This is a genomic window from Thalassotalea euphylliae (genome assembly GCF_003390335.1).
Lineage (GTDB): Bacteria > Pseudomonadota > Gammaproteobacteria > Enterobacterales > Alteromonadaceae > Thalassotalea_F > Thalassotalea_F euphylliae_B.
On record NZ_QUOU01000001.1, the window covers coordinates 766,962 to 787,771 of the forward strand.

The 20,810-nt window shown below is 43.9% G+C and carries 18 protein-coding genes; 17 read left to right on the forward strand and 1 reads right to left on the reverse strand.

Annotated elements, in window-relative coordinates; translation table 11 throughout:
• Positions 1-108 precede the first annotated feature (108 nt).
• The 15 genes from DXX93_RS03335 (at position 109) to dinB (ending at position 17,025) form a co-directional block, all read left to right on the forward strand.
• Positions 109-2,235, forward strand: a complete 2,127-nt coding sequence (locus DXX93_RS03335) for a S9 family peptidase (RefSeq protein ID WP_116006811.1) — start codon at positions 109-111, stop codon at positions 2,233-2,235.
• Positions 2,236-2,446: 211 nt separating this feature from the next.
• Positions 2,447-3,007: a TRAP transporter small permease subunit gene (locus DXX93_RS03340; protein ID WP_116006812.1), complete on the forward strand. Its 561-nt coding sequence runs from the start codon at positions 2,447-2,449 to the stop codon at positions 3,005-3,007.
• Entirely contained in the window at positions 3,007-4,392 is a 1,386-nt protein-coding gene (locus tag DXX93_RS03345) for a TRAP transporter large permease (RefSeq protein ID WP_220347593.1), read from the forward strand. The genes DXX93_RS03340 and DXX93_RS03345 overlap by 1 nt, the downstream gene beginning before the upstream one ends.
• 60 nt (positions 4,393-4,452) lie before the next feature.
• On the forward strand, positions 4,453-5,553 hold the full coding sequence (locus tag DXX93_RS03350) for a TRAP transporter substrate-binding protein (protein WP_116006814.1): 1,101 nt from the start codon (positions 4,453-4,455) through the stop codon (positions 5,551-5,553).
• A 134-nt stretch (positions 5,554-5,687) separates the two neighbouring features.
• Positions 5,688-6,878 carry an enoyl-ACP reductase FabV gene (fabV, locus tag DXX93_RS03355; protein ID WP_116006815.1) on the forward strand — a complete coding sequence of 397 codons (1,191 nt, stop codon included), beginning with the start codon at positions 5,688-5,690 and terminating at the stop codon, positions 6,876-6,878.
• Between the two features lie 378 nt (positions 6,879-7,256).
• Complete coding sequence (locus tag DXX93_RS03360; RefSeq protein WP_116009819.1) at positions 7,257-8,606, forward strand: Na(+)-translocating NADH-quinone reductase subunit A; 1,350 nt, start codon at positions 7,257-7,259, stop codon at positions 8,604-8,606.
• Positions 8,607-8,608: 2 nt separating this feature from the next.
• A complete protein-coding gene (locus DXX93_RS03365) occupies positions 8,609-9,820 on the forward strand; it encodes an NADH:ubiquinone reductase (Na(+)-transporting) subunit B (RefSeq protein WP_116006816.1) in 1,212 nt (403 codons plus the stop codon).
• On the forward strand, positions 9,810-10,583 hold the full coding sequence (locus DXX93_RS03370; RefSeq protein ID WP_116006817.1) for a Na(+)-translocating NADH-quinone reductase subunit C: 774 nt from the start codon (positions 9,810-9,812) through the stop codon (positions 10,581-10,583). Before DXX93_RS03365 ends, DXX93_RS03370 begins: the two co-directional genes overlap by 11 nt.
• Positions 10,583-11,206: an NADH:ubiquinone reductase (Na(+)-transporting) subunit D gene (locus DXX93_RS03375; protein WP_115999134.1), complete on the forward strand. Its 624-nt coding sequence runs from the start codon at positions 10,583-10,585 to the stop codon at positions 11,204-11,206. The genes DXX93_RS03370 and DXX93_RS03375 overlap by 1 nt, the downstream gene beginning before the upstream one ends.
• Positions 11,207-11,211: 5 nt before the next feature.
• Entirely contained in the window at positions 11,212-11,835 is a 624-nt protein-coding gene (nqrE, locus tag DXX93_RS03380) for an NADH:ubiquinone reductase (Na(+)-transporting) subunit E (protein ID WP_116006818.1), read from the forward strand.
• A gap of 66 nt (positions 11,836-11,901) precedes the next feature.
• Positions 11,902-13,125, forward strand: coding sequence for an NADH:ubiquinone reductase (Na(+)-transporting) subunit F (gene nqrF / locus DXX93_RS03385; protein WP_115999136.1), 1,224 nt, complete (start codon positions 11,902-11,904; stop codon positions 13,123-13,125).
• A gap of 110 nt (positions 13,126-13,235) precedes the next feature.
• Positions 13,236-14,255: an FAD:protein FMN transferase gene (locus DXX93_RS03390; RefSeq protein WP_116006819.1), complete on the forward strand. Its 1,020-nt coding sequence runs from the start codon at positions 13,236-13,238 to the stop codon at positions 14,253-14,255.
• Between the two features lie 254 nt (positions 14,256-14,509).
• Positions 14,510-14,746 (forward strand): (Na+)-NQR maturation NqrM, encoded by a 237-nt coding sequence (nqrM, locus tag DXX93_RS03395; protein ID WP_116009820.1) that lies wholly within the window; start codon positions 14,510-14,512, stop codon positions 14,744-14,746.
• 209 nt (positions 14,747-14,955) lie between these two features.
• Positions 14,956-15,744 (forward strand): tetratricopeptide repeat protein, encoded by a 789-nt coding sequence (locus tag DXX93_RS03400; RefSeq protein ID WP_116006820.1) that lies wholly within the window; start codon positions 14,956-14,958, stop codon positions 15,742-15,744.
• A 216-nt stretch (positions 15,745-15,960) separates the two neighbouring features.
• A complete protein-coding gene (gene dinB, locus DXX93_RS03405; RefSeq protein WP_116006821.1) occupies positions 15,961-17,025 on the forward strand; it encodes a DNA polymerase IV in 1,065 nt (354 codons plus the stop codon).
• Between the two features lie 78 nt (positions 17,026-17,103).
• Here the strand turns inward: dinB and DXX93_RS03410 are convergent, their stop codons facing one another.
• Positions 17,104-18,072 (reverse strand): IS30 family transposase, encoded by a 969-nt coding sequence (locus DXX93_RS03410; protein ID WP_116006822.1) that lies wholly within the window; start codon positions 18,070-18,072, stop codon positions 17,104-17,106.
• Between the two features lie 176 nt (positions 18,073-18,248).
• Here DXX93_RS03410 and DXX93_RS03415 point away from each other — a divergent pair, with 176 nt between their 5' ends.
• The gene (locus tag DXX93_RS03415; RefSeq protein WP_258872576.1) at positions 18,249-19,505 is read left to right on the forward strand and encodes an AAA family ATPase; all 1,257 of its coding nucleotides are present in this window, start codon (positions 18,249-18,251) and stop codon (positions 19,503-19,505) included.
• A 60-nt stretch (positions 19,506-19,565) separates the two neighbouring features.
• A protein-coding gene (locus DXX93_RS03420; protein WP_116006824.1) for an IS3 family transposase occupies positions 19,566-20,722 on the forward strand; the annotation gives its coding sequence in 2 pieces (ribosomal slippage) (positions 19,566-19,809 and positions 19,809-20,722; 1,158 coding nt in all).
• Positions 20,723-20,810 lie beyond the last annotated feature (88 nt).

Genomic DNA, 20,810 nt, shown 5'->3' on the forward strand with positions numbered 1-20,810 from the left:
CCAATTTAATTTAGGCATCTATTTTTTCTCATTGCCCAATCTTCCTTTTGGTTAACAGTCAGCCTGCTGACGGTTAACCCCGTTAGAAAACTAATTGAGTAGCAAATTATGTGTAAGTTTCATGTGCTAATCATAGTGTTATGGTCAGTCTTTTTTACGGCTTGTGCTGCCAAGGTTAGCACCACTTCAGAGCCGCCCGTACCAGCGCTCATTGCAGCCCCAGAACAGAGTATGCGCGCATCGCTTTCGCCAACCAAAACTTCAGCCAAAGCCATGACGATTGCAGATGTGCTTGAGTTGAGTAAAGTGCGCAGTGCGCGATTAACTCGTGATGGCCAAAGCTTAGTCTATTTAAAAAGCCAACTCGATTGGCGTGGCAATCGCTGGGTGAATCAAGTATGGCGCTATCAAGAAGCGACAGGAAAGAGCCGCCAATTAACGTTTGGCCGAAACTCGGTGAGTAATTTAGTGCTGTCTCCGGACGATCAGCAAATCGCTTTTTTCACGCGCCGCGACAAGGACAAAAGCCGCCAACTTTACGTTATGCACCTTGATGGTGGCGAGGCTTATCCGCTAAGTAAGCTTGAGGTTAGCCCTAATAATCTAACCTGGTCTCCTGATGGTCAACACCTGTATTTCACCGCACAACCGTCACTCTCTAAAGAGCAGCAAAAAGCGCGAAAAAACAAGGCCATTATTAAGGCATTTGAAGATCCAAACGATAAATATGCGCTCTGGCGCATAAGCCTAGCATCGGGCAAGGTCGAACAGCTGACACAAGCTAACCGCTCGATTGTTTACTACCAGTTAGCGAATGACAGCCAAACCGTACTACTGAGTAAAGCGCCAGGAAAACTCTTGGATCAGCGTCATCAAGCTGAGCTTTGGTTATTGAATCTCGCAGATAAAAGTGAACGACGTTTAACGTATAACCATTATTTTGAACGCAATGGCCGCTTATCCGCTGACGGTAAACTCGTTATCTACACGGCCACGGTGAATGATCAGCAGGAGCAATATCACAACAGCAAGTTATTTGTGTTGGATGTTGAGCAGCAAACGACTAGGTTGTTGAGCCAAAACTTTATCGGTGAAATTGAAGATATTGAGTGGGCTGCGACCGCTAACCATGTACTCTTCGTTGCCAATATTGGGGTAAGTAGCCATTTACATCAGGTCAATATGAGCACTAATGAGATCACTCAGCTGACTTTTGGTGATTGGACGATTGATGATTGGTTTTATCAACCGTCACTTGACCGCCACATTATTGAAAAACGAAGTGCGACAGAGCCGGGGGATTTTTGGCAATTAGCAAGCCGTGAACATAGCTTCGCTGATGTTCAACCAAGTGTGAAATTAAAGCGCCTAACTGGCCATTACCAAAATATTGCGCAGCAATTTCTGCTTCCCGAGCAGAAAAAAATCAGTTGGTCTAGCCATGATGGCCAAAGCATAGAAGGGTTGCTGACGTTTCCCCTGAATTACCGTGCGGGCAATGCTTTCCCGTTGGTTGTACAAACGCATGGTGGCCCTCGCAGCTCAGATCAATTTGGATTATGGAGTACTTCAGACTACCTGCCAGTATTAGCCGCTCATGGCTATGGCATCTTAATGGTTAACCATCGTGGTAGCACAGGGTACGGCGATGAATTTCTTCGCGATATGGTTGGTGGGTACTTTAGGAATGCCCATTTAGATGTCTTGTCTGGCGTCGATTTCCTCATTGAAGAGGGGCTAGCAGCCCCCGAAAAGCTCGTTAAAATGGGGTGGAGTGCCGGTGGTCATATGACGAACAAAATGATCACCTTTACTGATAGGTTCAAAGTCGCCTCGTCTGGCGCAGGCGCCGTTGATTGGCTGTCTATGTATGGTGAAACTGATGCTGCCTATATGCGAACTTGGTGGTTTGGTGGTAAACCATGGGAGCAAAATGCGCCAATTGCGACATATCGCCAAAATTCAGTAGTCAATGAGCTGTGGAAGGTTAAAACTCCGACGTTAATTTTTGTTGGGGAAAAAGATGTTAGAGTGCCTTCGACACAGTCAAAATTGCTCTTTCGTGGTCTGCGCGATAACGGTGTCGATACCGAGCTTTATATCGCAAAGGGAGAACCACATGGTTTTCGCAAGCCGAAAAATCGACTGTTCAAGATTAACAAAGAGCTGGAATGGTTTGATCGTTATATATTCAATAAAACCTACTCACATGAGCCAATACCTAAGCGGCATTAAGAGTAGCCACAACAGGATAAGCCGCGTGCTTGATATTGCGATAGCTCAATCACCCACATAGTAATTTACCGTCAGCCAATCTCTGCCTAACCAGCTGTTTATTCAGCTTGGTTAGGTATTTTTACATTTGTTTTCTAACGGGTTTCTGATATTACTAGCTCTACCAACAATAATAGAAATCCAAACAATAGATGGGGAGTAAGCAGGGCAGATGAAGGGCAGCGCGGTATTTTTGGCCTTGATTGATCGCATCACCGAGGGGGTTGGTGCGGTTATTCGCTGGCTCACTTTGTTCATGGTCTTACTGACATTTGCAATCGTGGTATTGCGTTACGGTTTCAATATTGGCTGGATCGCGATGCAAGAGTCGGTGCTTTATCTTCACGGTCTGGTTTTTATGTTAGGTGCAGCATACACGCTTAAAGCCGACGGACATGTAAGAGTAGACATTTTTTATCAAAATTACAGCGCCAAACAAAAAGCCCTCGTCAATCTCGTTGGTACGCTCGTACTGTTACTTCCTGTGGTTATTTTCGTGTTTGTTGCTTCTTATGACTATGTGCTTACGTCGTGGCGTATTGCTGAAAAATCGTCTGAGGCGGGTGGCCTGCCGTTTGTTTATCTGAGTAAAACCTACCTTTGGTTATTTGCGATTACGCTTGGCTTGCAAGGTATCGCCGAGTGCTTACGCAATATCAATATTCTGCTAGCCAGTGATGATGACCGAGGTGAACAGGGTGAGAATCAACGCGAAGAGGAGGCGACATTATGATGACCTTGATGCCGCTTTTGATGTTCTTGCTCGTCTGCGTAATCTTGCTCATCGGTTATCCAGTGGCTTTGACCTTGGCTGGCGTTGCACTTATTTTCGCTGGCATTGGTGTCGCAACCGGAGTGTTTGAACCGCTGTTTCTCAATGCTTTGCCGAGCCGTCTTTACGGCGTTATTAACAATCAAACGCTGCTTGCCGTGCCACTGTTTGTGTTTATGGGGGCGATGCTAGAGCGCGCCAAAATAGCGGAAAATTTATTAACGGCAATGTCGCTGCTCATGGGGCGCTTTCACGGAGGCTTAGCTATCGCCGTCACGTTAGTAGGGATGCTGTTAGCGGCCAGCACCGGGATTGTTGGGGCAACCGTGGTCACTATGGGATTGTTGTCACTGCCAACCATGCTAAAACGCGGTTACGACCCTAAATTTTCAACAGGGATCATTTGCGCCACCGGCACGCTAGGGCAAATTATTCCACCATCAATCGCTCTGGTGTTATTGGGGGATGTTTTATCTAGCGCCTATCAACAAGCGCAGTTAAAAATGGGGATTTTTAATCCTGAAACGGTCTCAGTAGGGGAGTTGTTTGCCGGTGCTGTGGTACCTGGCCTATTACTTGTTGCTTTGTACATAGGGTATTGTTTGGCGGTGGCACTGTTTAAGCCGAAAGCAGCCCCTAAAGTGGCGAGAGAGGATATTGCTGAACTCGATCAACAGCAGTCATTGGCCAGTATCGTGCTTAGTGCATTGTTGCCCCCCTTGTTGCTGATTGTTGCTGTATTGGGGTCTATTTTATTTGGCTATGCAACCCCAACTGAAGCCGCTGGAGTCGGTGCGATGGGCGCTTTGTTGCTGGCGCTTATTCAAGGCCAGTTGAGCAAAGTAAACTTAACCGCGGTGATGGACAGCACCGTAAAAATCACCGCTATGGTGTTTTTAATTTTAATTGGTGCTAGCTTATTTTCGCTCGTATTTCGCGGCTTTGGCGGTGAAGAACTGGTACATGGCTTTTTCCAACAAATGCCGGGTGGCGTGCTTGGCGCAACGCTAATCGTGATGTTGGTGATTTTTTTACTGGGCTTTATTCTCGACTTTATTGAAATTACCTTTGTTGTTATTCCAATCGTCGCGCCAGTGTTATTGATGATGGGGTTAGATCCCATTTGGCTCGGCATTATGATTGCTATTAACCTGCAAACTTCCTTTTTAACGCCGCCTTTTGGCTTTGCCTTATTTTATTTGCGTGGTGTTGCCGATAAAGTAGTCAAAACTGCGGATATTTATCGCGGGGTTATTCCGTTTATCGCCATTCAATTATTGTTACTGATTATTCTGGCGATTTGGCCGACTTTAGTGACTTGGTTGCCTAAACTCGTTTACGGCTAGCGTCATAATTACAAAAGCGTTAAAAACAACTACAACAAAGATTACAACAAGGATAAAAACATGCAACGCATTCTCTCTATTGTCATGTCGAGTCTGTTAGCCGTTACCGTTTTGACGGGCTGTGGCAAACAAGAAAGTCAGACTCCGTCGCCAGCTGTGGCTGCAAAAAAAATGCAAACTTATCAATGGAAGCTAGTGACATCTTGGCCTAAGAACTTTCCTGGCTTGGGTGTGGCACCAGAAAAATTTGCCAAACTCGTTGGTGAGATGAGTGCCGGCCGTTTAACGATTCAAGTATACGGTGCTGGCGAATTAGTGCCGGGTTTTGAAGTCTTTGATACTGTCTCGCAGGGCACAGTGCAAATGGGGCATTCCGGCTCTTATTACTGGAAAGGTAAAATTCCCGCGTCACCGATTTTCGGTGCCATTCCGTTTGGCATGACAGCAACCGAATTAAACGCTTGGTTACACCACGGCGGTGGTTTAGAACTTTGGCAAGAATTGTACAAGCCATTTGGCATTATTCCGATGGCGGGCGGCAACTCGGGTGCCCAGTTTGCCGGCTGGTTTAAAAAAGAAATCAATTCAATGGCAGACTTAGCAGGCTTGAAAATGCGCATTCCAGGTCTTGGCGGTGAAGTGTTAAAACGCGCCGGTGCCATTCCAATAACACTGACAGGGGGCGAGATCTTTTCATCATTGCAAAGCGGTGCCATTGACGCCACTGAATGGGTTGGCCCATACAATGATTTAGCGTTTGGTTTTTACCAAGCGGCGGATTACTACTATTCGTCTATTTGGCATGAGCCGGGTACAGGCTTAGAGTTTTTGATCAATGAAAAAGCCTATGCCAGTTTGCCAAAAGATTTGCAGAAAATTATTGAAGTGGCAGCGCGCGCCGTCAATGAAGATACGCTCGATGAGTACAACGCACGCAATAACGCAGCGCTGCAAACCTTGATCGAAAAACACAATGTTCAACTGCGCACCTTACCTGATTCCGTCTTGGCGGGTTTAAAGGCGCACACTGATGAAGTGATTAACGAACAGGTTGCTGCTGACGAAGACTTTGCCCGAGTGTGGCAATCTTACAGTGCGTTTATGAAATCAATTCGCCACTACCACGACACGACGCTCAAGGCTTATTTAAATAATCGATAGCGCGTTATCGACAACGCATCAGCGATAGAATATTCGTCCCAAATTGCTGCTCGTACCTCTTTGACGTCAAAGACAGGTACACTAAGCAGCAATTTTAAAAATAATGATCAGAACAAGGTTAACAAAGGTTTCTTATGGTTATTCAACCGAAAATCCGAGGCTTTATTTGTACAAATGCCCACCCTACAGGCTGTGCGGCTCACGTTGAAGAGCAAATTGCCTACGTAAAAAGTCAAACACAAGCAACACAAAAGCCAAAAAACGTACTCGTTATTGGTGCATCAACAGGTTACGGCTTAGCGTCACGCATTACCGCGGCATTTGGTAATCAGGCGAAAACACTTGGTGTGTTTTTTGAAAAGCCACCCACAGAAAAGAAAACCGCCAGTGCCGGCTGGTACAATACAGCAGCGTTCCAAAAAGCCGCAGACGAAGCGGGTTTATGGTCGAAAAACATCAATGGCGATGCGTTTTCTCATGAAATTAAAGCCAAAACGATTGAGTCCATTGAGGAAGAGTTAGGGCAAGTTGATTTAGTGATTTACTCGCTGGCATCACCACGCCGCACGGATCCTGATACGGGCGAAGTTTACTCGTCAACGTTAAAGCCCATTGGTGAAACCGTGACCACGAAAAACTTGAATACCTCAAAGCGCGTTATTGATGAAGTGACCGTTGAGCAAGCCAATGACGCTGAAATTCAAGGCACTATCGATGTGATGGGCGGTGCTGATTGGGAGCTGTGGATCAAAGCGCTAGGTGATGCCGGTGTGTTGGCGGATGGCTTTAAAACCACGGCTTACACTTATATTGGCAAAAAACTTACCTGGCCAATTTACGGTCATGCGACTATCGGTAAAGCGAAAGAAGATTTAGATCGCGCCGCTAAAGCGATTAATGTTTCAACGGCTAGCCTCAATGGCCAAGCTTACGTGACCTCGTTAAATGCTGTGGTTACCCAAGCAAGCTCAGCGATTCCAATCATGCCGCTCTATATCTCTGCGATGTTTAAAGTGATGAAGGCTGATGGCACTTACCAAGGTTGTATTGAGCAAATTCAAGACTTATTCCGTGAAAACCTATTTGGTGACGCGCCGCGTTTAGATGAAGCCGGGCGATTAAGCCAGAATTACAAAGAGCTGGAAGATAGCGTACAAGATCGCGTGCAAGCCATTTGGGATCAAGTGCAAACTGAGACGATTGATGAACTAACTGATTACAATGGTTATCATCAAGAGTTTTTGAAACTGTTCGGTTTTGGCGTGGACGGTGTTGATTACGATGCCGACGTTAGCCCACTGGTAGAGATTAACCATTTGAGTTAATTGTCCATATTTCAACTACCTGAAAAAGCCAGCGTTTTTACACGCTGGCTTTTTTGTTGGCGCACATTTAAATATCTTGGTTGATATTTAACCTGAGTTGGCATTGGTTTACGTATATTTGTTACGAAAAGTGACGAGCGCGGATAGCATAATACTCTTTTTTCGTGCTAAAATTCGCCGCTGAAATTTTTAACTTAAGTCTGGTGGCTAATAACTTTTGTTGAAATTATCTACTTATAATCCGTTGATTTTTGCTAGGTAGTTGAGACAAAGACTTTGAAACCACTGAAATACACTGAAATCATTTAACGATAAGCGTGCTTAGCAAGATTATTGTTAGTTGGTTTTTATACTCCCGTCAAAGTAGTGCAAGTGTTTATGATTACAATCAAAAAAGGTCTGGATGTTCCTGTACAGGGTGCTCCCCAGCAAGTAATCCATGATGGTCCGTCCATCAAAACCGTTGCAACATTGGGTGAAGAGTTTGTGGGCATGCGCCCTACTATGCACGTCAAAGTAGGCGACCGTGTTAAAAAAGGTCAGGTACTTTTTGAAGATAAAAAGAACCCTGGCGTTAAATTCACAGCTCAAGCAGCCGGTGTTGTTACCGAGATTAACCGTGGCGAGAAGCGTGTTTTGCAATCCGTTGTTATTACTCTCAATGAAGAGAATAATGGCGACGAGCAAGAAACCTTCAACAGCTACTCCGCTAATGAACTTGCGTCAATTGCGCGTGAAGACGTTGTTGCCAACCTAGTCAACTCAGGTTTATGGACCGCTTTACGTACGCGCCCATACAGTAAAATCCCAGCGGTTGACGCTGTACCAGCAGCAATTTTCGTTAGCGCGATGGATACCAATCCACTAGCGGCAAATCCAGAAGTTATCATTAACGAGCAAGCTGAAGCGTTCAAACAAGGTTTAGTGGTACTTAGCCGCTTAACTGAGGGTGAAGTGTTCGTTTCAAAAGCACCTAGTGCCAATATTCCAACCAATGCTAACGAAGTGGTTACTGAATTTGCCGGTAAACACCCAGCTGGCCTTGTTGGTACTCATATTCACTTCTTAAAACCTGTTGGTGCAGATAAATCTGTTTGGCACTTAAACTACCAAGACGTTATCGCTTTTGGTCAGTTATTCACCACAGGTCAACTGAACAGCAACCGCGTTGTTTCTTTTGCTGGCCCTGCGGCAAAACAGCCTAGCTTAGTGCGCACTGTACTGGGTGCTAACATCAATGAGTTAGCGGCTGGTGAAACCACTGACGGTGAAGTGCGTTTAGTGTCTGGCTCTTTATTACAAGGTCAAACAGCAAAAACTGTTCACGGTTACTTAGGCCGTTACCACAACCAAGTGGTAGCTTTGCTTGAAGGCCGTGAAAAAGAGTTCATTGGTTACATGTACCCGGGCCCGAACAAGTTTTCGGTTACTCGCGCTTACATGTCGCATTTGTTCAAAGGTAAGTTGTTTAACATGACAACCACAACTAATGGCTCAAGCCGTGCCATGGTGCCAATTGGTAACTATGAGCGTGTCATGCCATTAGATATTTTACCGACCTTATTACTACGCGATTTAGCCGCGGGTGATACTGACAGTGCACAGCAGTTAGGTGCGCTAGAGTTAGACGAAGAAGATTTAGCGTTATGTACATTTGTTTGCCCTGGTAAAACAGATTACGGCGTATTACTTCGTGACTGCCTGACGACGATTGAGAAGGAAGGTTAGACATGGGCTTAAAAACGTTTATTGAAGATATCGAGCCGCATTTTGAAAAAGGCGGTAAACACGAGAAGTGGTTTGCTCTATACGAAGCCGTAGCTACAGGTTTATTTACCCCAGGTTACGTAACCAAAGGTAAAACTCACATTCGTGACAGCATCGACTTAAAACGCATTATGATCACTGTGTGGTTAGCGGTTTTCCCTGCGATGTTCTTTGGTATGTACAACATCGGTTACCAAGCCGTTGATGCACTACAAGCAGGTTATGCATTACCTGATTCATGGCAGGTTGGTTTATTCCAAATGCTAGGTGGTGAACTAACAGCAAACGCTGGTTGGTTTACTATGATGCTTTACGGCGCGTGTTTCTTCCTGCCCATTTATGCCACAACCTTTATTGTCGGTGGCTTCTGGGAAGTGCTATTCGCAGCAGTACGCAAGCATGAAGTGAACGAAGGTTTCTTCGTTACCTCAATTTTATTTGCCTTGATTTTGCCTGCTTCAATTCCATTGTGGCAAGTCGCTATCGGTATTACCTTTGGTGTGGTTATCGCAAAAGAAATTTTCGGTGGCACAGGTAAAAACTTCTTAAACCCAGCATTAGCGGGTCGTGCTTTCTTATTCTTCGCTTACCCTGCGGAAATTTCTGGTGACTCGGTATGGGTTGCGGTTGATGGTTTCTCTGGTGCAACGTACTTAGCAGCAGGCGCAGCAGCACAAGTAGGCGCAATTGACTACAGCATGAACCAAGCATGGTTCGACGCATTCTGGGGCTTTATTCCTGGCTCTATGGGTGAAGTGTCTACTGCCGCTATTTTAGTGGGTGGTGCATACATTCTTTACAAAGGTATTGCCTCATGGCGTATCGTACTAAGTGTATTCCTAGGCATGGCGGTAACAGCAACGCTATTTAACATGATTGGTAGTGATACTAATGCTATGTTTGCAATGCCTTGGTACTGGCACTTAGTCGTTGGTGGTTTCGCGTTCGGTATGATGTTTATGGCAACAGACCCAGTAACTATGTCATTTACCAATACGGGTAAATACTGGTTCGGTGCGTTAGTTGGCGTCATGGTTGTACTAGTGCGTGTAGTTAACCCTGCGTTCCCTGAAGGTATGATGCTAGCGATTTTATTTGCTAACTTATTCGCGCCATTATTTGACTACTTTGTAGTGCAAGCCAATGTTAAACGGAGGATCGCACGTGTCAGCTAATAAAGAAACTTTTGGCAAAACGGTCGGCTTCGTTTTAGCGGTATGTATTGTTTGTGCAGCGGTTGTATCAACAGCTGCGGTTGGCTTAAAACAAAAGCAAATCGATAACAAAGCACTTGATCAACAAACTAAGATCTTAGAAGCCGCTGGTATTTTACCGGAGAAAGTGAACAAGAGCTCAGTGAACAGCACGTTCGATCAATTCGTGGAAGCGAAAATGATCGACCTTGACTCAGGTGACTATATTGACGGTAACCCTGAGTTATTTGACGAGCGTCGTAACTCTCGTGATGCGCAAAAATCAGACAAGCCTGAAAATGATATGGCAGGTATCAACCGTCGTTCACACGATGCAGTTGTTTACTTAGTGCGTAACGGTGCTGGTGAAGTTGAAACTGTGGTACTACCAATCGTAGGTTCTGGTTTATGGGACTTAATGTTTGGTTACGTTGGTCTAGAAGCTGACTTAAACACAGTGAAAAACGTAATTTACTCTGATCACAAAGAAACTCCGGGCCTAGGTGCGGAAGTAATGAACCCTAAGTGGATCGCTATGTGGCCAGGTAAGAAAATTTACGGCGAAGGTGATGTTGTTAAAGCGAACCTTGTAAAAGGTGGTGCTAAATCTGGCGACATGCACGGTGTTGATGCGTTATCTGGTGCGACATTAACCAGTAACGGCGTAACACGCACACTGCAATTCTGGTTTGGTGAAGAAGGCTACTTGCCTTACATCAAGAAAAATCGCGGAGGGCTTAACTAATGGCTTCTGAAGCTAAAAAGGTATTAACTACCCCGATCGTAGACAACAACCCAATTGCCTTACAGGTATTAGGTATTTGTTCTGCGTTAGCGGTAACTAGCTCAATGGCAAATGCGTTAGTAATGACCTTAGCGGTTGTTTTCGTAACGGCATTTTCTAACTTATTTATCTCTATTATCCGTAACCACATTCCATCAAGTGTACGTATTATCGTGCAAATGGCGATTATCGCGTCATTGGTAATCGTGGTTGATCAGGTACTAAAAGCATTCTCATACCAATTATCGAAAGAACTTTCGGTATTCGTTGGTTTGATTATTACTAACTGTATCGTGATGGGCCGTGCTGAAGCTTTCGCGATGAAAGAAAAGCCAGGCGTGAGCTTTATGGATGGTATCGGTAACGGTTTAGGTTACGGTTTTATCCTAATTACCGTGGCTTTCTTCCGTGAATTATTGGGTTTCGGTACGTTATTTGGTATTGAAATCCTACCGTTAATTCAAAACGGTGGTTGGTACCAAGCGAACGGTTTATTAGTACTACCATTCTCGTCATTCTTCATTATTGGTTTAATCATCTGGGCAATTCGCCAGTGGAAACCAGAGCAGGTTGAGAAGGACTAAGCACGATGGAACATTATTTATCACTTTTAGTTAAAACAATTTTCATCGAGAACATTGCGTTATCTTTCTTCCTTGGTATGTGTACTTTCTTGGCGGTATCAAAGAAGGTAAGCACAGCGATTGGTCTTGGTGTTGCGGTAGTTGTGGTATTGGGTATCGCAGTACCTGCTAACCAAATCATCTACCAAGCAATTCTAGCCCCAGGTGCGTTAGACAGCGTACTAGGTATTACTGACCCAACACAGTCAGTTGACTTGAGCTTCCTATCGTTCATTACCTTTATCGGTGTAATTGCTGCCCTAGTTCAAATCCTCGAGATGGTCTTAGACAAGTACTTCCCGCCGCTATACAACGCGTTAGGTATTTTCTTACCATTGATTACGGTGAACTGTGCGATTTTTGGTGCCGTATCTTTTATGGTTGCCAAGAACCTAACCTTAGGTGAGTCTGTAGTTTACGGTATCGGTTCAGGTATTGGTTGGGCATTAGCGATTGTTTTACTTGCGGGCTTACGTGAGAAAATGAAGTACTCTGATGTACCAGATGGCCTTAAAGGTTTGGGTATTACGTTTATTACCGCTGGATTGATGGCTTTCGGCTTTCTATCTTTCGGTGGTATTTCGTTGTAATAAGATTAATGCAGAAGGTGAAGCGTTTAGCTAATCCTTCTCAAGATAAGTGCTAAGGAAAAGTCGATGGAAATTATTCTCGGCGTATCGATGTTTACAGCAATTGTTGTTGCACTTGTTTTGGTAATTTTATTTGCCAAATCTAAGTTAGTATCAACAGGCGATGTAACCATCTCAATTAACGGTGACCCAGAAAAAGCGGTAACAGCAGGTGCTGGTGGCAAACTTCTGGGCGTATTAGCTGACCAAGGTATTTTCGTACCGTCAGCGTGTGGTGGCGGTGGTACTTGTGGCCAGTGTCGTGTACACGTTCACTCAGGTGGTGGCGATATTCTACCCACTGAATTAGGTCACATTACTAAGCGTGAAGCGAAAGAAGGCTGTCGTTTATCATGTCAGGTTGCGGTTAAACAAGACATGGACATTGAACTTGAAGAAGAAATCTTCGGTGTTCAGCAGTGGGAATGTACTGTTGTTTCTAACGACAACAAAGCAACCTTCATCAAGGAGCTTAAGCTAGCGATCCCTGATGGTGAGTCTGTACCTTTCCGTGCCGGTGGTTACATTCAAATTGAAGCACCAGCGCATCACGTGAAATACAAAGACTTCGATATTCCAGAAGAATATCGTGGTGACTGGGAGCGTTTCGGCTTCTTCGATATCGAATCGAAAGTTGATACCGACACGCTTCGTGCCTACTCAATGGCGAACTACCCAGAAGAAGAAGGTATTATTATGTTGAACGTGCGTATCGCTACGCCGCCGCCTAATAACCTATCTTTACCTGCGGGTAAAATGTCATCGTTTATTTGGAGCTTAAAAGCTGGCGATAAAGTGACTATCTCAGGTCCATTCGGCGAATTCTTCGCGAAAGACACTGACAACGAGATGGTATTTATCGGTGGTGGTGCGGGTATGGCGCCAATGCGCTCTCACATTTTCGATCAGCTCAAGCGTCTTAACTCTAAGCGCAAGATCTCTTTCTGGTACGGTGCACGTTCATTACGTGAAATGTTCTATGAAGATGACTTTAACGGCTTAGCGGCTGAAAATGAAAACTTTGACTGGCATGTTGCCCTATCAGATCCGCAACCAGAAGATAACTGGGATGGTATGACGGGCTTCATTCACAACGTTCTTTATGAAAACTACTTGCGTGATCATGAAGCACCAGAAGACTGTGAGTACTACATGTGTGGTCCACCAATGATGAACGCAGCGGTTATCGGCATGCTGAAAGATCTTGGTGTAGAAGATGAGAATATCCTACTTGATGACTTCGGTGGTTAAGCGATATTTCAAGGTTCGCTAACGAGTGATCTAGCTAGCAACCTGATAAAGAGCGGCATTAGCCGCTCTTTTTGTATTCTTGTTATGTTAACGGATTAAAGGTTTAGAACATGAAACTCAAGCTTTTTATTACGACATTTTTGGCCTTGTTACTTATCGGCTGTTTTCCTGCGCCTTCTCAAGACGCCAATCAGGAATTCCATCTACAAGGGCGTACGATGGGCACAACCTACAACATTAAAGTTGTGGCCAAGCAAGCACAATACGATCTGGCGCTTCTTCAGAAAGACATAGATGCTGCCTTAGTGGAAGTGAACAATCAGATGTCGACTTACCAGCAAGACTCTGAACTCACACAGTTCAACAATAGCCAAGGGGATCAGCCAACAGCAATCTCAACAGGTTTTAGAACTGTGGTGACCGAAGCGCTGCGCTTGGGTGAAATAACGGATGGCATGCTCAATGTGACAGTCGGCCCATTGGTTAACTTATGGGGCTTTGGCCCTGATTTAAAGCCTGAAAAAGTGCCATCTGCTGATGAACAAGCCGCGGCATTTGCCCGTATTGGTTTAGACAAATTGTTGTTGACTGAGCAAGGCTTAGCCAAAACCCAAGCCGATGTTTACTTAGATTTATCGACCATTGCCAAAGGCTGGGGGGTTGATGTAATTGCTGAATTACTTGAAGGCAAGGGCATTGAAAACTACTTAGTGGAAATCGGTGGTGAAATGCGCCTTAAAGGCTTTAAAGCGAATGGCACCTTATGGCATATCGCGGTTGAAAAGCCTATTACGAGTGAGCGTAGCGTACACCAAGTGATTGTGCCGCAAGACAATGCTGTTGCCACCTCTGGTGACTACCGTAACTATATCGAAGTGGCTGGCAAACGTTACTCGCATATTATTGACCCGCAAACGGGCAAACCGATTGATCATCGTTTAGTGTCTGTGACTGTGATTCATCCATCTTCAATGACGGCAGACGGTTTATCGACGGCAATTATGGTGATGGGGCCAGAAAAAGGCTTAGCGTTTGCTGAGCAGCACGATTTGGCAGTAATGATGATCAGCAAAACCGACAAAGGTTTTGAAGAGATCAACACTAAGAAGTTTATGCCATTCTTAAAATAGCAGATGTCTGGTGTAAGGTTAGTTACTTAAATTGCTATTAGTGTCAGTTGATATTCAATTCATGTTATCCAATGCTAGGGCGATGATAATCACTTAGCTGGAATGATTGAATGAAAAATCAGCTCGCTATTTTGTTTTGCTTGATGGAATGCGTTAAAATTTGCGCCGTAGTTGAAATTATCGTGTGTTAGTCGGGTCTAAATGGCCACACATGATAAATTAATCAGTATTTGCTTGGGCTCGCTTGGATTATGATGACAGTATTTTTTATTACCCTAGGTTTGTTTTTACTTATTGCACTGGGTATGGCCGTTGGTTATATCTTTCAGCAGAAATCCCTAGCGGGCAGTTGTGGTGGCTTAGGCACGCTTGGTATCGACAAAGCCTGTAACTGCGATAACCCTTGTGAAAAGCGCCAAGAAAGAGAGCGCCAAGAAAGAGAGCGCAAAGTCGCTATGGCGAAAAACAGCATTGATATTAAAACGCTGTAAGTAAAAATTACCTCATCTTTGAAAAGGTCGCATTTGCGGCCTTTTTTATGGCTGGCATGTTCGTTTCACCGATCAATTGGATGCCATTAGTCACTATCGGGTGGCGACTGACCACAACTGACTTGCACGCTAAACAGGTATTTGCCATAACTTTACATCGTCGAGATTCCCGTAATCGCTATTAAAATACCACCGACAAGGATATTGGAATGAAAAAAGGCGCTTTATCCACCTTAACTATTGCCTACTTATTCGCGATCAGCGTTAACGCTAACTCGCTCAGCGTATGCGAGACGGCTACTTGCATTGAGTACTTTAAGCAGTATCAAGCGGCAGCCACTCGTGGTCATGCCGGTGCCATGAGCTTGTTAGGTCAGCTTTATCAAGCGGGGTATGGTACTGAAAAAAATACCAAAAAAGCGCTGCATTATTACAAGAAAGCAGCAAAAGGGGGCGATATTGCTGCTCACTATAAAGCGGGTCTTGTTTATCTTAGCGACCCAAATCTTAAAGATTTAGATAAGGGTGTTCGCTATTTAGCAACCGCTGCTAGAAAAAATTATAAGAATGCCAATTTTTTACTGGGTATTGCTTATCTGAGTAAAGATTTTGGTTTGCACGATCTGATAAAAGCAGACAGCTATCTAGCCAAATCTTATCGAGACAATCATCCTGATATGCCAGCTGTGATTGAGCTAATTCAGACATCACAGCCTATCACTGCGGAAAGCCTCCCTGACCTTTCCTCTGCACTCGCTAACCAACCTTTGGCTAAAAATGAAGAAGGTAGCTTGATATGGCCGAAAGGCGAAACTGAAGTGATTACCATTACTTCGCCGCCAATAGAGGAAGTGCTTACCGAGCAACTAGTGCTATATCGACGCCCAGCCAAAGCGTTGGGCTCGCGGTTACCGAATAGTCAGTGTAAAAATCAATTTGGGTGTTACTCTACTAGTGGTGCAGAAGGGCTGCTAGATTTTCCTTTCATCCGCTTCTAGCTCTATAGCAAATTACTCGCTTTGGCTTTTAGATAGAGCTTAACTGTATTAATATACAGCTAAGCTCTTTTTTTATGTTCTCATCAATTTTTTTTCAATATAAAAATAGAGGCCGAGCTCCATCCAGTAGCTAGCCGTTATTGATAACATAGCTGATAACATAGCGGCTAGGTTTGAGTAGTGTTCAGTATTTGTAAGGTAGGCTTTAAGGTAACGATGCAAAGAAAAATTGCCCATATCGATATGGATGCCTTTTATGTGTCGGTCGAGATCAGAGACAACCCTGCATTAGCCAATAGGCCGGTCGCCGTAGGTGGCAAATCGGATCGCCGAGGTGTACTGTCGACCTGTAACTATATTGCGCGCCAATATGGAGTCAGCTCGGCAATGCCGGTGGCGCTGGCGCGAAAAAAGTGTCCTGATTTAATTGTCGTGCCAGGACGAATGCAAGTGTATAAAGAAACCAGCGAGATTATTCGCGGCATATTTGAACGTTATACTGACAAAATTGAGCCACTGTCGCTGGATGAAGCCTACCTAGATTTATCTGACTCTGACTTACATCAAGGCTCTGCCACGTTAATTGCCCAAGAAATTCGCCAAGAAATTGTTAAAGCAACTGGGCTCACCGCATCAGCGGGTATTGCACCACTAAAATTTGTTGCCAAAATTGCTTCTGATCTGAATAAACCCAATGGCCAGTGCACGATAGCCCCAGATGAAATTTGGGACTTCTTAGCAGATTTATCACTGCGCAAAATCCCCGGAGTTGGTAAGGTCACCTCAGAAAAACTCAGTAAACTGGGTTTTAATACTTGCGGTGATATTCGCCGCTCTGATGAAGCTTATCTGATCAGTCGGTTTGGCAAATATGGGCGAGTATTATGGGCGCGCAGCCATGGTATTGATGAGCGAGAAGTACAAGTATCGCGCGTGCGAAAATCTGTGGGGGTTGAGCGCACTTTTGAATATGATATCAACAGCTATGATGAACTTAGCGAAATTATGGCGCAAAAGTTATTGCCCGAGCTTTATCGCCGTTCAGAAAAGTATCTAGCAACGTATGGAATGAACAAGCTTGGCGTGAAAGTAAAGTTTAATGATTTTGTGCAAACCACCAAAGATCAAAAAAGCCATGAAATTAGCTTGCCACTACTCAATGAACTCCTAAAAGAAGCCCTGCTTCGTGGTCAGGGTAAGCCAGTGCGATTATTAGGTATTCATATTGGCTTACAAGCGCCGGAAGAGCAGACAGCACAATTAGGGCTGGCGTTTGATTAAACCATTTTAAACAATTGTTTTTAATCATGTTGTTGGCTGGTTCTTTTTGTCTTGAATTCAACTAATAAGTGCAATCGTTTATGCAGCCACTAATTTCTCTGGCTGACCGGTAAATAATTCATAAGGTGTTTTATAACCTCTTGTCTTTCTTGGGCGGTGATTGAGCTTATCAACTGCCGCCTGAATTTCTTCTTCACTAAGCGCCATAAAGTCTGTGCCTTTGGGAAAGTAACGTCGCAGTAAACCGTTAGTATTCTCATTGATACCTCGCTCCCACGAAGCGTAAGGGTGGGCGAAGTACACATCCGCTTCTAGCGCTTGAGCAATTCGCTCATGTTGAGCAAATTCTTTACCATTATCGAAGGTAATCGTCAGTACCTTTTCTTTGAGTGGCATAACACTATCAATGATAGCGTCTGCTGTAATATCAGCATGTTTGCTCTCAATACGCCTAACAACGGTATAAAGTGTCTTTCGCTCAACCAGTGTGACAAAGGCGTGTTGGCGCCCTTTTCCTATAACAGTATCACCTTCCCAATCACCAAGACGAGATTTTGTGTCAACTACCGCTGGGCGTTCATCAATACCGACACGGTTCACAAGTTGGCCACGCTTACTATAGCGGCCATAGCGTTTTTGGTATTTTTTACCTGCTCTGGTGAGAGATTTATACAGTTGACCACCTTGGGCTTTATCCTGATAAATATAGCGGTAAATACTCTCATGGTGCAGGGAAAGCTTTTCTTCTAATTTAATCCGTCCAGTAATTTGCTCTGGGCTAAAGTCTTGCTCAAGCAACCACTTAATCCAACCTTGGACCTGCTCTGTGATTTTGACTGACTTAGTAGCCGATTGACGTCTTTGTTTAGCCAATTGGTGAGCTTGTTTTGGTCGATAGCCCCTCAATCCTTTATTGCGTCGTATCTCGCGTGAAATGGATGACGGACTGCGCTCTAAAATTTCAGCTATCTCTTTTTGACTATGTTTTGCTTTTAACAAAGCGTAAATCTGGTATCGTTCAGCTTGTGTCAGCTGTTTGTAGTTCATAAGGCTATTTCCTTTGGCGAGAAAGTAGCCGAACTATAACAGCTGGCCACCTAACCTGAGAAATTGCACTTATTATGCGAATCTAAGTCACAATAAAAATAGCGCCAGAAAAAATACCAGTATTACCCGCAATTGGTCAGCATTGGACTGTAACAGGCAAAAGAGATGTTGCTCAAGTGGATACAGGTGATTATGAGATGGAGCAGCATACGTATGACTCACCAGAGTCTATACAATGCAGTCTACCAGAAAATGGCGAACAACTTATTCGCTTCATTGGTAAAGAAAAAGATTTCAAAGGCATTGGTGAAGGTAAAGCTAGAGCATTGTGGGATGAGCTTGGGGAGGATTTTCACAAAGTTTTGCAAGATGATACTCCTAAAACAAGAAAAAGGCTCAGAAAGCTTCTAAGTGACGATTCCATTAGTGCGTTATTTGAAGGTTACAAAAAATACAAGAACCTTTCTCACTGTAATTGGATGTCTAATCATAAGATCCCTGCAAGCATACAACAGCGATTACTCAAACATCATGGTGAAAATTCCGTAAGGGCCATAAAACAAAACCCTTACTTGCTAATAGGTTTTGGTATGAAGTTTGAGGATATTGATTTACTAGTACAAAGCAATCAATTCAAAAACAAGTTAATAAACAACGACCCTAAACGATTGAGTGCAGCACTAGAATTTTCAATTCGCAAAGAAGTTGAAAAAGGGCACACTTACACTAGTCAAGAAAGTTTACGGCCTTCTTTGCTAAAATTACTTAAGGATACTGAGCTGGTTTCTTTAGCTTTTCGGAAAGGGTACGACAAAGCGCAGTATATCTTACATCCAGAAACTGGAACCTATCACCCAACAGCTCAATTGTTAATGGAGAGTGTCGTTGCGAAACGACTTAAATTACTTGCTTCAAAAACAGAGTTACTGGATGACAGAGCCAAAGCAGCATATGATTCAGCTAAAAATGAACTTCCTTACGAAATATTGCAGAAGCAAGAAGTTGCTGTCGTTACCTGTTTAGATAATGCTGTAAGTTGTATAACAGGAGGTGCAGGCACTGGTAAAACAACGGTTTTAAGAACAGCATTAAAGGCTTATCACCAAATAGGGTTTGAAGTTCACGCTGTAGCACTAAGTGGTCGTGCTGCAATGCGCCTTCACGAATCAATAGGTTTTTTTACATCAACAATAGCCAAACTACTCAGGGACGAGCCTATTGAACCGAGTCAGGAAAAACCAAATCATCTCCTTGTAATTGACGAAGCTAGCATGATTGACATACCTACGATGTACCGATTAGTTAATCATATTCACCCATCCGTCAGAATTATTTTTACAGGTGATCCTGACCAACTCCCTCCCATCGGTTGCGGTAAGGTTCTTGCTGATATCGTATCATCACAATCTATTGCCAACACAGAGCTAGATTGAACTGGTTTAATTGAGCCGGACACTTTAATAAAGGACAATGTTCCAATATTGAGGTGTTAAATGACAAAACGAAAAAACAAAACCTATACAACCGAATTTAAACAAGAAGCTGTAGCTTTAGTGACTGAGCAAGGCTATACGGTCTCACAAGCCGCAGCCTCTTTGGGAATTACAACTAAACTCATTTATAACTGGAAAGCTAAACTTGAACAACAACAAGCTGGCAATGCGTTAAGTGAAGGTGAACGAGCAGAGCTAAAACGACTGAGAAAAGAAGTTAAAGAACTCAAAGTGGAGAAAGAGATCTTAAAAAAGGCAAGCGCCTTCTTTGCGAAAGAAATGAAGTAAAGTACGAGTTCGTCAAAGCCAATAGTCAGGCTCATGACGTCCGCAAGATGTGTGCTGTGATGCAAGTCAGTCGCTCTGCTTACTATGCATGGCTCAAACGGCCAGCCAAGTTAATTACGGCAGAAGAGCTTCATTTATATCGGCGAGCTAAAGCGCTGTTTAAACGCAGTCGTGAAAGCTTGGGCTATCGCGAGCTACATAAAAACTTACGCAAAGAAGGCTTTGAAATTGGTAAGCACAGAACTCGAAAGCTCATGGAAGCGTTGAACCTGAAAGTAAAGCAGCGAGTTGCCTACAAGGTAACAACGAAGCGTAAGCATGCTGATGCAGTTGCAGATAATTTGCTTAATCAGAACTTTAATCCGTTGGGGCCAAATCAGATTTGGGCTGGTGATGTGACTTATTTAAAAACAGGCGAAGGTTGGATGTATCTTGCTGTTGTGATGGATTTATATTCTCGACGCATTGTTGGTTGGCATATAGATAAACGTATGACGACTGACTTAGTGATGAAAGCCATGATTAGGGCTTATAACCTGAGAAAACCAGCTAAAGGCTTAGTATTCCACTCTGACCGAGGCTCTCAATACACCAGTAAGCGTTACCGTCAGCTGCTCGAACAATTTGGTATTCGAGCGAGTATGGGTGATGTGGGAGCCTGTTGGGATAACGCAGTAGTGGAGAGGTTCTTTGGCAGTTTGAAACATGATTGGTTACTTAAAGTGGCTCAACCTACGCGTGAGCATATGAAAAATGATGTTGTCGATTATATGAAGTATTACAACTTAGAAAGACTGCATTCAGCTAATAGTGATCTGTCACCAGTAGAGTATGAAAATTCTTTTAGAAAAGTGTCCGGCTGGAGTTGACCAGAACAATTTCTGATTGAAGAATGAGTGGACATCTTTTTAATACAGAAAATGAAAGTTTATTAGATATAATCATTAAAATTAGCTT